At 34.8% G+C, this 14,161-nt stretch carries 16 protein-coding genes; 4 read left to right on the forward strand and 12 right to left on the reverse strand.

Translation table 11 applies throughout. The features are described 5' to 3' along the window. Positions 1–312: 312 nt before the first annotated feature. From bshC to KZH69_RS19030, 3 genes are all read left to right on the forward strand, one after another. The gene (gene bshC, locus KZH69_RS19020) at positions 313–1,905 is read left to right on the forward strand and encodes a bacillithiol biosynthesis cysteine-adding enzyme BshC (protein ID WP_219319062.1); all 1,593 of its coding nucleotides are present in this window, start codon (positions 313–315) and stop codon (positions 1,903–1,905) included. A gap of 115 nt (positions 1,906–2,020) precedes the next feature. Continuing rightward, positions 2,021–3,292 carry an acyltransferase family protein gene (locus KZH69_RS19025; protein WP_219319063.1) on the forward strand — a complete coding sequence of 424 codons (1,272 nt, stop codon included), beginning with the start codon at positions 2,021–2,023 and terminating at the stop codon, positions 3,290–3,292. A gap of 111 nt (positions 3,293–3,403) precedes the next feature. Then, a complete protein-coding gene (locus KZH69_RS19030; protein WP_219319064.1) occupies positions 3,404–3,823 on the forward strand; it encodes a nucleoside-diphosphate kinase in 420 nt (139 codons plus the stop codon). A gap of 204 nt (positions 3,824–4,027) precedes the next feature. Here the strand turns inward: KZH69_RS19030 and KZH69_RS19035 are convergent, their stop codons facing one another. Further along, entirely contained in the window at positions 4,028–4,324 is a 297-nt protein-coding gene (locus KZH69_RS19035) for a DciA family protein (protein WP_219319065.1), read from the reverse strand. Then, complete coding sequence (locus KZH69_RS19040; RefSeq protein WP_219319066.1) at positions 4,305–4,748, reverse strand: lipocalin family protein; 444 nt, start codon at positions 4,746–4,748, stop codon at positions 4,305–4,307. The genes KZH69_RS19035 and KZH69_RS19040 overlap by 20 nt, the downstream gene beginning before the upstream one ends. A 256-nt stretch (positions 4,749–5,004) precedes the next feature. On the opposite strand from KZH69_RS19040, the gene KZH69_RS19045 reads away from it, so the two are divergent. Next, positions 5,005–6,072 (forward strand): serine hydrolase domain-containing protein, encoded by a 1,068-nt coding sequence (locus KZH69_RS19045; RefSeq protein WP_219319067.1) that lies wholly within the window; start codon positions 5,005–5,007, stop codon positions 6,070–6,072. A 264-nt stretch (positions 6,073–6,336) separates the two neighbouring features. Here KZH69_RS19045 and ftsY read toward each other — a convergent pair whose 3' ends face one another. The 10 genes from ftsY to KZH69_RS19095 form a co-directional block, all read right to left on the reverse strand. Further along, positions 6,337–7,317, reverse strand: coding sequence for a signal recognition particle-docking protein FtsY (gene ftsY / locus KZH69_RS19050; RefSeq protein WP_219319068.1), 981 nt, complete (start codon positions 7,315–7,317; stop codon positions 6,337–6,339). 180 nt (positions 7,318–7,497) lie between these two features. After that, a complete protein-coding gene (locus KZH69_RS19055) occupies positions 7,498–7,650 on the reverse strand; it encodes a DUF4295 domain-containing protein (RefSeq protein ID WP_100429907.1) in 153 nt (50 codons plus the stop codon). Positions 7,651–7,698: 48 nt separating this feature from the next. Continuing rightward, a complete protein-coding gene (gene rpmG / locus KZH69_RS19060) occupies positions 7,699–7,881 on the reverse strand; it encodes a 50S ribosomal protein L33 (protein ID WP_017495179.1) in 183 nt (60 codons plus the stop codon). Positions 7,882–7,908: 27 nt separating this feature from the next. After that, positions 7,909–8,145: a 50S ribosomal protein L28 gene (gene rpmB / locus KZH69_RS19065; RefSeq protein WP_024980263.1), complete on the reverse strand. Its 237-nt coding sequence runs from the start codon at positions 8,143–8,145 to the stop codon at positions 7,909–7,911. Between the two features lie 72 nt (positions 8,146–8,217). Continuing rightward, positions 8,218–9,471: a CinA family nicotinamide mononucleotide deamidase-related protein gene (locus KZH69_RS19070; RefSeq protein WP_219319069.1), complete on the reverse strand. Its 1,254-nt coding sequence runs from the start codon at positions 9,469–9,471 to the stop codon at positions 8,218–8,220. A 184-nt stretch (positions 9,472–9,655) separates the two neighbouring features. Then, complete coding sequence (locus tag KZH69_RS19075) at positions 9,656–10,000, reverse strand: Hpt domain-containing protein (protein ID WP_219319070.1); 345 nt, start codon at positions 9,998–10,000, stop codon at positions 9,656–9,658. Next, positions 10,000–10,611 carry a fumarylacetoacetate hydrolase family protein gene (locus KZH69_RS19080; RefSeq protein ID WP_219319071.1) on the reverse strand — a complete coding sequence of 204 codons (612 nt, stop codon included), beginning with the start codon at positions 10,609–10,611 and terminating at the stop codon, positions 10,000–10,002. Before KZH69_RS19080 ends, KZH69_RS19075 begins: the two co-directional genes overlap by 1 nt. 68 nt (positions 10,612–10,679) lie before the next feature. After that, complete coding sequence (locus KZH69_RS19085) at positions 10,680–11,450, reverse strand: 3'-5' exonuclease (protein ID WP_219319072.1); 771 nt, start codon at positions 11,448–11,450, stop codon at positions 10,680–10,682. Between the two features lie 133 nt (positions 11,451–11,583). After that, positions 11,584–12,894 (reverse strand): dihydrolipoamide acetyltransferase family protein, encoded by a 1,311-nt coding sequence (locus tag KZH69_RS19090; protein ID WP_219319073.1) that lies wholly within the window; start codon positions 12,892–12,894, stop codon positions 11,584–11,586. Positions 12,895–12,977: 83 nt separating this feature from the next. After that, positions 12,978–14,141, reverse strand: a complete 1,164-nt coding sequence (locus KZH69_RS19095) for a glycosyltransferase family 2 protein (RefSeq protein ID WP_219319074.1) — start codon at positions 14,139–14,141, stop codon at positions 12,978–12,980. Positions 14,142–14,161: the final 20 nt, after the last annotated feature.

Genomic DNA, 14,161 nt, shown 5'->3' on the forward strand with positions numbered 1-14,161 from the left:
TATCTTTCAGAGAGAAAACCTGGCATCACAACCTTTTGGATTGGTCTTCAAAAATTCGCCGCAATTATGCAAGGCTGGATGCTTTTTAGAGATGTGTCCAGACCGTAGCTCAATTGAGTTGCTTTTTCATTTTAGTCCTGTTTGATGAATTAGTTTTACTTTGTTTAAAGATTAGCTAAAAAAAGAGACCAATTTACATCTCACTATTTCTAATAAATATTCATGAATTCAAGATAAAGTTGTACCTCAAAAGAAAACATTTAAACAATCTCTTGCAATATTTTTGCTACTTTAGCAACAAATAAAAACAATATGCCAACCGACTGTATCAGCTATCAAAATTCCGGGTATTTCTCTCCTTTGATGAATGATTATTTAAATCAAAAAACTGAATTAGCTTCTTTATACCATCGCTTTCCTACTCTCGAAAACTTTGAAGAACAAATTGATGAGAAAAAAAACAATTTCAATGGCAATTTAAAAAGACAGACTTTAGTAAATGTTTTAAAAAATCAATATACAGAATTAAACGTTTCTGCTGAAACATTAAGCAATATTGAACTCTTAAACCATCCAAACACATTCACCATTACCACAGGACATCAGCTCAACTTATTCAGCGGACCGTTGTATTTTTTGTATAAAATCATTTCGACTATTACTTTAACCAAAGAATTAAAAGCGAAATATCATGACTATAATTTTGTTCCTGTGTATTGGATGGCAACAGAAGACCATGATTTTGAGGAAATAAATTATTTTAGTTTCAAAGGAAAAAAATTCAGATGGAACAAAGAAAGCACAGGTCCGGTTGGGAGATTATCTACCGAAGGTTTAGCTGAATTTTTAGAAATATATGCACTAGAAATAGGTTCTAGCACCAACGCCAATGCCATCAAAAAACTATTTGAAGATTCCTATATCAAACACGATAACTTAGCCGATGCCACAAGATATTTAGCCAACGAACTTTTTGGTTCCTCGGGATTAGTGATTATTGACGCCGATAATCCCGATTTGAAACGCTCTTTTATTCCGTATATAAAAGACGAATTGATTCAGCAATCTTCTTTCAAAGCAGTTAGCGAAACTATAACAAAAATGAACGATTATTTCGTTCAGGTGAATCCGCGTGAAATCAATTTATTTTACATTGAAGACAATTTACGCGAACGAATTATTCTCGAAAACAATGTTTATAAAGTCAATCATACGAAAATCAAATTCACAGAAACCGAAATTCTCAAATTATTAGAAAGTAACCCAGAAAAATTCAGTCCCAATGTCATCATGCGTCCATTGTACCAAGAAGTTATTCTACCCAATTTATGCTATATTGGCGGAGGCGGGGAAATAGCGTATTGGCTTGAATTAAAATCATTTTTCACTTCCGCAAAAGTCACCTTCCCAATATTGTTATTGAGAAACTCGGCTCTTTTGGTAACCGAAAAACAAAACAAGAAAGCCGACAAATTAAATCTAACTTGGTCTGATTTATTTTCGAAACAATCCAATTTAGTCAATAAAATGACCCAAAAACTATCTGATTTCCCGATTGATTTCACTGAACAAAAAGAAGCGCTAAAAAAACAATTCGAGACACTTCTGGAACTCGCTAATCACACGGACAAATCATTCTTAGGAGCTGTAAAAGCGCAAGAAATCAAACAAACCAAAGGATTAGAAACACTTGAAAAAAGATTACTAATTGCCCAAAAAAGAAAATTCCATGATGAATTGCAACGCATTATTGACTTACAAAATGAATTGTTTCCCAACCAAAGCCTGCAGGAACGTCAAGCTAATTTTTCAGAATTTTATCTAGAAAATGGAGCGCATTTGATTCCGAAAATAATGAGTCAACTCAAACCTTTAGAACAAAATTTTAATATTATTGTTTTCTGAGATTCTAAGGATCTAAGATTTAAGCAACAGTCCAAAAAAATTTAACCCTTTAAAAAAACTCAGTCCCGATAGCTATCGGGATAGAATCTCATTAACGCAGTAACTTTAAAAAAAAATGACCAAAGACCGCCTTATTTCGCTTGATGTTTTTAGAGGATTAACAATTTTGTTAATGACCATTGTCAACAACCCCGGTAGTTGGGCAACCGTTTATCCACCTCTACTGCACTCCGAATGGCATGGCTGTACTCCTACCGACTTGGTTTTTCCTTTTTTTATTTTCATCATGGGTGTGGCTATTTCTTTCGCCATGCCAACCAAAACGTATGACAGCACAACATTCAACAAAATACTAACGCGGTCGTTGCGAATGTTCTGCTTGGGTGTCTTTTTTAACTTTTTCGAAAAAATTCAACTCTTCGGATTAGAAGGCATTCCATTAGTAATTGGACGTTTAATTATAACCGCTGGAGCTGGCTATGCATTGATGGGGAATTTCAATGCTAAACTAAAAACCTATTTAGCAGTTGCTGTTTTTGTTATCTATTTAATCTTAGCCTATAGCGGTATCGAGGCCTATAAAATCGTGAGACTTCCAGGTGTACTGCAACGCATCGGAATTGTCTATTTCATTGCTTCTCTTTTGTATCTAAAAACGAATCAAAAAACACAGTTACTAGTAGCTATCGGAATATTGCTAAGTTATTGGGCAATCATAACTCTTGTTCCAGCACCCGGATTCGAAATCACAAACCTTGAGAAAGCAACTAACTTAGCGGCTTGGGTCGATAGCGCTTTGTTAAAAGGACACATGTGGGAAGTAACCAAAACATGGGACCCCGAAGGAATACTAAGCACCATTCCAGCAATTGCTACAGGCTTAATTGGATTACTGATTGGGCAGTTGCTTAACAGCCCATTATTGAAATTGGAAAAGGTAAAAAAAATGGCCGTTATCGGAATCGCACTTATCCTATCAGGTCAACTTTGGAATATCATTTTTCCAATAAACAAAGCGCTTTGGACCAGTTCATACGTTTTATACACTGCAGGATTAGCGACCTTTTTCTTGGCTATTTTATACTATTGCATAGACATTGCCGATTACAAAAAAGGAACCAAATTATTCCTAATTTGGGGAGTCAATCCAATGATTGTATTCTTTCTATCCGAAATTATTCCGCAAGCCATGGTGATGATTTCGTTTCCAAATCCGAAGATACCAACCCAACAAATCAATCTTCTGGACTATTCTTATGCCTTTGGAGTACAACCCTTTTTCAACAATCCTATGACGGCTTCATTAGTGTTTGCAATACTTTATGTAGGTTTATGGTCTATTTTTTTAGGATATTTCTACAAAAAGAAAATGTTTTTTAAAGTTTAAAATGGCAAAAAACCGCAGCAATAACAGATTATCACCATTAAATTGACAATTTGCTAAAATCATTCGATAAAAAAAGTATATTTTTGCACAAAATTTTAAAACACAGAAAAAATGGCGACTAATAGAACTTTTACAATGATTAAACCTGATGCAGTTCAAAACGGACACATCGGAAACATATTGGCAATGATTACAAACGGTGGTTTCAAAATCGTTTCTTTGAAATTGACACAATTAACAATTGCAGATGCACAAGCATTTTACGCTGTACACGCTGCAAGACCTTTCTACGGAGAATTAGTAGAATTCATGTCAAGAGGACCAATTGTTGCTGCAATTTTAGAAAAAGAAAATGCAGTTGAAGATTTCAGAACTTTAATTGGTGCTACAAACCCAGCTGAAGCTGCTGAAGGAACTATCCGTAAAGCATACGCAACTTCTATCGGAGAAAATGCAGTTCACGGTTCTGATAGCGATGAAAATGCAGCTATCGAAAGCGCATTCCATTTTGCAGGAAGAGAGCAGTTCTAGTATTCAGATTGCAGATTGCAGATTGCAGATTGCAGATTGCAGATTGCAGATTGCAGATTGCAGATTGCAGATTGCAGATTGCAGATTGCAGATTATATAAAAAAATCCCATTCTTGCGAATGGGATTTTTTTATATCTGAATTATTCTACCTTCTTATTCTGACTATTGCCTTCAGCTTACTGCCTTCTGCCTTCCGCCTTCTGCTACCTAAGAATCACTTCACGTACCACATCCCTGCGTAATTCCTCGTTAATCATTTTTATAATCTTCGATTTCCCGTGGCTTAATTCCTCGCGCAATACCGCCGATGTCAACTCAACATACAGCGTAGAACCCTTCAAAACCAAATTATTGGTATAACTGTTCACCCCATTTCCCATCAAATTGCGCCAAGCATCCTTCACGTCAATCTGATCCATTCCAGGTTGCAATTTGTTTACTTCAATAATTTGCTTCAAAATATCCCCAACCGAACTTTGATTATTTAGTCTTTTTGCCATAGTCATCGAGCTTTATAGGCCCTGTTTTTTTATAATGATATTCCTTTTTCTCTACATTCAAAACTACCAGTTCGACATCTGTCAAAGTCAGTATTTCCTCACTCCATTTCATATACGGCGTACTATAATCCAAAAATATTTGGTCATCTGCAAAACGTATTCTTACATTTTCAAAGGTATCATTCACCAAAAAAGTCCCATCCAATTGCGGCATCACTTTCTTCCGAATCCCTTCATTATTTTTATCAATTCGAAAATAATCAAATGATTCATTCATACCGTATTGCTTCTCTTTGCCATCCTCAAAAATTACTTTTTCAATTTCCCAATACCCATTAATTTTGGCAACATCAGCCGAAGTTATTTTTTGCTTACACCCAACAAATAAAAGGGCAACTATCAAAACACCAACTATTTTTTTCATACAATAATTACTTTTTTAAGAAGCTATTTCCAGCTGTCCACTTGTATTCCCGATTAAAAAAAACTACGGCAAAAAAAGCCTTGTTTTTCTAAATCGGGAGATACCGCTTCCATCTGGGCTAGGGCATCCCGTTTGTCAATATCTTTAGTTAATACCGCAAAGTTAAACTTAAAAAAACCAAAGAAAATAAAAAAACACATTCTCATTAAACTATTTTTGATATTTTTGGTCTTACCCAAAACCAACCTTCCCAACCATGTCAAAATCAATACTATTACTCATATTTGCGCTTTCCTGTATCAATTGCTCTTCCGACAATACGGAACCCACACCTAGTACTCCAACAGAAACATTATATTTTCCACCTCTTGTTGGCACCACTTGGGAAACCAAATCCATAGAAAGCCTCGGTTGGAAACAATCAGCTGTACAACCGCTCTTAGATTATTTAGAACTCAAGCATTCCAAAGGATTTATTATTTTGGTCAATGGTCGCATTGTAATGGAAAATTATTTCAACGGACACGATGCTGCCTCCAATTGGTATTGGGCAAGCGCAGGCAAAACATTAACATCAACGATAACCGGAATTGCACAACAGGAAAATCTCATAAACATCAACAACAAAGTATCTCAATATATAGGAACCGGTTGGACAAGCGCACCTCTTACCAAAGAAAACCTAATCACCTGCAAAAATCTACTGACCATGACTTCCGGCCTGGACGACACCACTGATGATGTTTCGCCCACTTCCCTCATCTACACAGCCGATGCTGGCACACGTTGGGCGTATCACAACGTATATGTAAAACTACAGGACGTCATTGCACAAGCAAGCAGGCAATCCTGGAGTAACTATTTCAATACCAAATTAAGAGACAAAATCGGAATGAATGGTGCTTGGTTTACATCTGGCAACAATATTGTTTACAGCAGTACAACCAGAAGTATGGCACGTTTTGGACTACTAATGTATAATAAAGGGAAATGGCAAAATGATATAATCCTAAACGAAAACTATTTCAACGAAGCCACGAACACTTCACAAAATATCAACTTAGGTTATGGTTATTTGTGGTGGCTCAATGGTAAAGCTAATTATCACCTACCACAATCACAAGCTACTTTTCAAGGAAGCATCATCGCTACAGCACCAAGCGATATGTTTATGGCTTTGGGTAAAAACGACCAGAAAATCTATGTTGTTCCCAGCAAAAAAATGGTCGTTATCCGTATGGGAGATGCTGCAGACAGCGTAAACCTGGCCCTATCTGATTTTGACGAAATGCTTTGGACAAAAATAAGTGCTTTGTATCAGTAGAATAAAAAAAAGTGGTGTTTTATAATTAAGAAATTACAAAACACCACTTTTTTTATTCCAGATGGCTACCGAAATAAATTATCTATTTCTTAATCCTTCTAATCAATCCCAAAAAGAAAAAGACCAAACCAACAATTAACAATACGTAATAAAAACTAATACTGGTTGTTCTGATAATGTTTGCCAACACAAAAGCCGCAATACTTACAAAGTAAAAATATATTGGGCTTGCATTTTTTAATGAAGAAAAATCCATGAATATTATTATTTAAAAAAACTATCTACAAACTCGTATTTATTAAAAACCTGCAAATCTTCAATTCCTTCTCCCACTCCAATATATTTAACCGGAATCTGGAATTGATCCGAAATACCAATAACAACACCACCTTTGGCTGTACCGTCTAATTTGGTAACGGCTAAGCAAGAAACTTCTGTTGCTGCAGTAAATTGTTTGGCTTGCTCGAATGCATTTTGTCCTGTAGAACCGTCCAAAACGAGCATTACATCGTGAGGAGCATCACCAACCACTTTTTGCATTACACGCTTTACTTTTGAAAGTTCATTCATCAGGTTAATTTTATTGTGTAAACGACCCGCTGTATCAATAATGACAATATCGGCATTTTGAGCCACCGCCGATTGCAACGTATCAAAAGCTACCGAAGCCGGATCACTTCCCATATCTTGACGAACGATAGGTACACCTACCCTGTCTGCCCAAATTTGCAATTGATCAATAGCCGCTGCACGAAACGTATCTGCAGCGCCCAAAACCACATTAAAACCAGCTTTTTTAAACTGATACGCCAGTTTTCCAATAGTTGTGGTTTTACCCACACCATTTACACCAACCACCATCAAGACATAAGGTTTGGTATTTACAGGAATAACAAATTCAGTTGCTTCACCAGTATTGGTTTCCGATAATAATCCAGCAATCTCCTCTCTCAAAATTTGATTGAGTTCTTCAATTCCAAGGTATTTATCAACCTCTACTCTTTTTTCAATTCGGGTAATTATTTTCAGGGTTGTATTAACTCCCACATCCGAAGAAACAAGAATTTCCTCTAAATTATCCAAAACATCATCATCTACTTTTGACTTTCCAGCCACAGCTTTGGTTAACTTGGAAAAAAAAGTGGATTTTGTTTTTTCTAGACCTTTGTCTAATGATTGCTTCGCCTGTTCGCTTAGGCTCGAGTCTTTTTTCTCTGAAGAAAATATTTTTTTAAAAAAGCTCATGGAGTTTTATGGTTTGTAATTTACATTTGTCAACTTAAACAAGAAAAATACAGTAGAAACAATCTAATTTATCTCTAAAAAAATTTCCAAAAAAGTAGTTTTATTTTCGAGGTGTAAATATAGAAAATAAAAAAGCTACTTCCGAATGAAAGTAGCTTTTCTATAAAATGTAATAGTTAATTATTTCTTTTTCAAGAATTCATCAACTTCTTCAGGAGCCATAATAGATTCAACGAATGTATATGCTCCAGTTACTGGAGATTTCACCATTTTGATGGCTTTTGATAATCTCTTAGAAGATGTTTGTAACGATGCTACGGTTTTCTTTGCCATGATTCAAATGTTATTCGAAATTTTTATAAAAATAAAAATGTCTAATTATTATTTAATTTCTTTGTGAACAGTAACTCTTTTCAAGATTGGATTAAATTTTTTAATCTCTAATCTGTCTGGAGTATTTTTTTTGTTCTTTGTTGTTATGTATCTAGAAGTTCCTGCAACACCTGAAGTTTTGTGCTCAGTACATTCTAAAATTACCTGGATTCTATTTCCTTTCTTTGCCATCTTGCTATTTGTTTATTTTGGAAAAGATTATTTAATAAATCCTTCTGACTGCGCTTTTTTCAAAACTGCAGCGATTCCATTTTTATTAATTGTTTTTATCGTAGATGCTGCTACTCTAAGAGTAATCCATCTATCTTCTTCTGGAAGATAAAAACGCTTTTTAACTAAGTTTACAGAAAATTTTCTCTTAGTTTTGTTCATAGCGTGAGAAACGTTATTTCCTACCATCGCTCTTTTACCTGTAAGGTCACAAACTCTTGACATTATACTTATCTTTTATCGTTATTCAAAATCAGGGTGCAAAGAAAAGAAAAATAAACCTATAAACCAAAAAAATTATAGCTCTTTTTTTGAAATTTCTTTCAGTAACATTTCAAGCCCCTTAACAGCAGCCCTATCTATCACTTTTTCACGTGGTTGACCAAAATTAAACATTTCAACAACAACTTCATTTGGAGTTGCCAATGCAATAAATACCGTCCCCACATCAGCGCTAGTCTCTCCTTTTGTTGGCCCAGCATTACCCGTTGTTGCAATTGCATAATCTGTTTTTAGTAACGTTTTCACGCTCAAAGCCATAGCTCGCGCCACTTCGGCGCTAACAACACTGTATTCTTGTATCAAACTTTCCGGAACGCCTAGTACATTAACCTTTACTTCCGTTGCATAAGCCACGACACTCCCTTTAAAATAATTAGAAGCCCCCGGAACCGAAGCAATCATTTCCGCAATTTTTCCACCTGTACAACTCTCAGCAGTTGACAACGTGAGATTTTGCTTAGACAACAATCTTCCTAAAACAACCTCTATCGTTTCATCATCCTCAAAACCAACAATAATATCGTGAATAATAGCATCTAACGAATTCACACATTCCGATATCGTTTCTTCCAACATTTTTTTATCTGTCCCCCGAGCTGTGAGTCGCAAACGCAGTTTTCCATAACTAGGCAAATAGGCTAGTTTTACAAAAGAGGGCAAATTATCCTCCCATTTTTCAATACGTTCCGCCACCAAACTCTCTCCTTGACCATAAGTTAATATTGTCTTATGTAAAATATAAGGGCGCTCATATTCTTTTACCAATTTTGGAATTATCTCATTTTTAACTAAATATTCCATTTCAAAAGGTACTCCCGGAAGCGACACAAAAACAGTATTTCCCTTTTTCATCCACAATCCAGGAGCGGTCCCATATCGATTATGAAGCACCGTTGCTTTTGAAGGGACTAATGCCTGATCTTTATTAATCTGCGTTATTTTTCTCTTAAAATAACCCTCAATCAATTCAGTAACATGAGCCAGAACTGCTTCATCAATCATTAAATAATCTTCAAAATAATCACAAAAAGTTTTCTTGGTAACATCATCCTTAGTCGGCCCCAAACCTCCAGTTACAATTACCAGATCAACTGTGTTTTGAAGTTTTGAAAACGTATTCAATATATGTTCCTGCGAATCACTAATCGACAACATCTCATAAACCTCGATACCAATTTTATCTAAGGCCTTAGCGATAAAACCCGAATTTGTATCTACAATTTGACCAATTAAAATTTCATCTCCAATGGTAACTATAGCTGCTTTCATAAAATAATCAATGTTTACACTACAATTTCAGAATCTGTTAGAAAAACGCCAAACACAGTTCTAAAATTCAGTAGATTTATTAGATAAAAAAAATCCAACAACTGCATACACTGATACAGCCGTGGATTATGTCATGTATTGTCCTGAATTTTTAAAGAAAATTAAACACCTAAAAAACTGACTTTTAAAGATCAAAATCTTTTTTTAGCTCTTTAATTGCATCTTTCACCTGAGACTTTACACTCTTATAGGTTTCAATTATTTCCTTCTTTTTACCTTCTGTTTTTGTCCAAGCCTCTATTTGCAAAATTTCCTCAAATGCCACATTTAAACCAAGTAAATCCAGTGTTGGTTTTAATTTATGCGCAAAGGCGTATGCATGTTTATGATCTTTCTTTTTAATTCCTTCTCCAATTTGCATCAAATCTTCAGGAACTTCGGTAACAAATAAATTCAAAATTTCGTTCACAAATTCTGGATCATTGTCTGAAAGTGCGTACACTTTTGCTAAGTTGTATTTTAAAGCCATTATTTCACTTGTATTCTAAATAGTTTTTGTCCTTCTAAAAATCCTTCCAAAACATCATCCGGTTCCACTGATGCTACTCCTTCTGGTGTTCCCGTAAAAATAATATCACCAATCTTCAAAGTAAAAAATTGAGAAACATACGATATTAACTCATCGATATTCCACAACATTCTATTAGAATTTCCTTTTTGTACTGTAATATTATTGTTCGTTAATTCAAAAGTAACATTTTCCAATGAAACAAACTGGCTTTTAGGTAAAAATTCTCCAATAACCGCTGAACCATCAAATGCTTTCGCTTTTTCCCAAGGCAAACCCTTTTCTTTCAACTTGGCTTGCAAATCCCTTGCCGTAAAATCAATTCCCACACTAATTTCATCATAATATTTATGAGCAAATTTGGGTTCTATATATTTCCCTACCTTACTTATTTTGACAATAAGCTCAATTTCATGATGAATGTCCTCCGAAAATTCCGGAATCACAAATGGATGTTGTTTTAATAAAACGGCCGAATCCGGTTTCATAAAAATAACCGGTTCCGATGGGCGTTCATTTTTTAATTCTTCTATATGATTGGCATAATTTCTACCGATGCAGATGATCTTCATTCTTAACTTAGATTGCAGATTTTAGATTTCAGATTTCAGACTACTAACTGAAACTTGCAAATCAAAACCTATTTCGTATTTAGTTTCCTTAATTTAATTGCCGTTAAAACTTTCTTGGTATACAATGGAAAATCAGCATTCTGAATCCAACTGTAATAACCCGGCTCTGTTTCGAGAATCTTATCCACTTTAACACCTTTGTGCTTTCCGAAGGTGAAAATTTCCTCATTATCAGCATCAAAAGCTATCATTCCAGCAAAATCAGCTATTTTTTTTCTGGTCGTAAACTCAGACAAGGATTTCATATCATTTTCCAAATCAGGATAACGATCCAATTGCGCCATTAGAATTTCATAAGTCGCCATAGTATCTGCTTCGGCGGAATGAGCATTTTCTAATCCTTTTCCACAGTAAAATTTCAAAGCAGCACTCAAGGTTCTCTCCTCCATTTTATGAAAAATCGTTTGCACATCTACTGAAACTCTATTTTTCATATCAAAGTCAACTCCCGCTCGCAATAATTCTTCGGCTAATAACGGAATATCAAAACGATCTGAATTGAATCCTGCCAGATCACTATCCTTAATCATATTATAAACCTGAGGAGCCAGTTCATTAAAGGTAGGCTCATTGGCTACTTTTTCATTACTGATTCCGTGGATAGCTGTTGATTGAGGAGGAATTGGAATTGTTGGATTCACCAACCATGTTTTACTTTCTTTGTTTCCGTTGGGAAAAACTTTAAAAACTGATATTTCCACAATTCTGTCTTTTCCGATATCAATTCCTGTAGTTTCAAGATCGAAAAAACAAATTGGCTTATTGAGTTTGAGTTCCATTTTTTGTATTTGAATTGGTACAAATATAAAGATTTGAAATTGATTTCATTTAAACTCAATACTAAAAACCACAAAAAAAGAAAACCCGACAAACTATAGAAATTTGTCGGGTTTATTTTCAATTTATACTGAATTAATAATCTCTATTTACATCAAATGCCTCAAGATATTCGGCTACACGTTTTACAAAACTTCCTCCCAAAGCACCATCAACCACACGGTGGTCGTAACTGTGCGATAAGAACATTTTTTGACGAATACCAATAAAATCACCCTCTGGAGTTTCAATCACCGCAGGCACCTTACGAATTGCACCTAAAGCTAATATACCCACTTGTGGCTGATTGATAATTGGCGTCCCAAAAACACTTCCAAAAGTTCCAACATTGGTAACAGTATACGTTCCACCTTGCGTATCATCTGGTTTTAGTTTCCCCATTTTAGCACGGTTTCCTAAATCATTTACTGCTTTTGCCATACCAACCAAATTCAATTGATCCGCATTTTTAATTACAGGAACAATCAAATTACCATTTGGTAAAGCCGCAGCCATCCCTAGGTTTATATTTTTCTTTTTAATGATAAAATCTCCATCAACAGAAATATTCATACCTGGAAAATCTTTCAATGCTTTGGCAACTGCTTCCATAAATATTGGAGTGTAGGTCAATTTTTCACCTTCGCGTTTTTCAAAAGCATTTTTAACTTTATCTCTCCATTTTACAATATTAGTAACATCAACTTCTATAAAGGATTGTACGTGAGCTGAAGTTTGTACTGAAGCCACCATATAACCTGAAATCAACTTTCGCATTCTATCCATTTCAACAATCTCATCCCCTCCATTTACAGAAACAGGCGATACCATTTGAGATGGAGCACTTACAGAAGCTTTTGGAGCTTCAACAGTTTTAGCTGGCACAGAAACCACAGCAGCAGTTTGCGTACCTCTATTTTTTACGTAATTTAATATATCTTCTTTGGTAACACGTCCTTCTTTTCCTGAACCTTGTATACTCACTAATTCCCCTAAAGAAATTCCTTCTTCTTTTGCAATGTTTTTTACTAAAGGAGAAAAGAATTTGTCACTTTCAGAAAAATTAACAGGAGCCGCAACATGCTCTTTCGCTACCTCAACCGTTTTTTGAATTTCTTCGATAATAGATGATGTAATTTCTAGACTTGGCGCTTCAACACTTCCTCCTTCTGTTTCAATAATAGCAATAGTCTGTCCAACTTGAACCAAATCATCCTTTCCAAATAATTTTTCGACAAGAACACCCGAAACCTCAGATGGAACTTCTGAATCTACTTTATCAGTTGCAATTTCCAAAACAGCTTCATCCGCTTCAATTTTATCGCCAACTTCTTTTAACCAATTTGTAATGGTTGCTTCTGCAACACTCTCTCCCATTTTAGGAAGCTTTAATTCAAATCTTGCCATATTGTTAATCTAAAAGGTGATTTTGATTTTCTGTTTGCGAAATTAATAAATATTATTAATATAAATTACACTAAATGTAATTTTTACTTGATTTTTACAATTTCACCTCTATCATTAGAAGAATCACTTCCAATGATAAAATCTGTGTTTTTTGGTATAATTCTAAAGGTAACACCTTTGTTTCTAAACTTTTTGTGAATATTTATGCATTCTTTGAAAGAAACAAACTCGTTATCCATAATAATCTCTAATCCTTTTTTCATTGAATTTGATGACAAATTTACCTCTTTTTCTGTTTTCCAATTGAGAAAATCAACCTTTTTTTGGACAAGATGTGCTATTATTTTTGCTAAAGTTTCAGATTCGGACACAAGCAAATAGTTTTCAGGAATAGTTTTGGTTTTAGCTCTGCCTTGAATTCTTTTTATTACAGAAAAAAAGACGATTCCAATTTTCATAAATACCGAGAAAAGGAAAGAAATCTGAAAATGTTTTCTATAGAAAAATTCCATTGCTTCTTGAAATCGTTTCATATAAGTGCCATCCTTAATAGTACTCTCTCCTTTATAATGTATTACTGTTGTTTCGTGATAATAATAATTGACTTTTCCTTTTTGTAACATTCTATAAGACAAATCAATATCATCTGAATACATAAAACAATCTTCATCAAAACCGCCCACTTCCTGATATAATTCCTTATTCAAGAACATAAAAGCTCCTACCAAAATTTCGACTTCACCCGTTTGGTTTTCGGATAAATGCTGCGCATAGTATTTATTAAAAAACTTAGATTTTGGAAAAAGTTTATACAAGCCCGTAATCTTAGTGAAAGCAACCCAAGGAGTTGGAATTCCTCTTTTGCTTTCGGGCAGAAAATTACCGGTCCCATCGATGAGTTTTACACCTACAATTCCAAGATTGTTTTGTTTTTTGGCAAATGCCAATACTTTTTCAAATGTATCTTCAGCAACAACGGTATCTGGATTTAGAATGCAAATATATTCTCCTTTGGCTTCGGCAACTCCTATATTATTCCCTTTTGGAAAACCTAAATTTTGATGGTTCTGAATAAGTTTTACGTTTGAAAAACGAGATTTTATCATCTCGCAACTCCCGTCAGAAGAATTGTTGTCTACCACAATAATTTCGGAGTCAATGTTTTGTAAAGCGCTTTGCACGCTGAGTACACAGAGTTCCAAAAAATAGCGAACATTGTAGTTCAGGATAATGACGGATAGTTGCATTTTCCAAAGATATATTTTAA

The sequence above is a fragment of the Flavobacterium taihuense genome (genome assembly GCF_019351435.1).
Classification (GTDB): domain Bacteria; phylum Bacteroidota; class Bacteroidia; order Flavobacteriales; family Flavobacteriaceae; genus Flavobacterium; species Flavobacterium taihuense.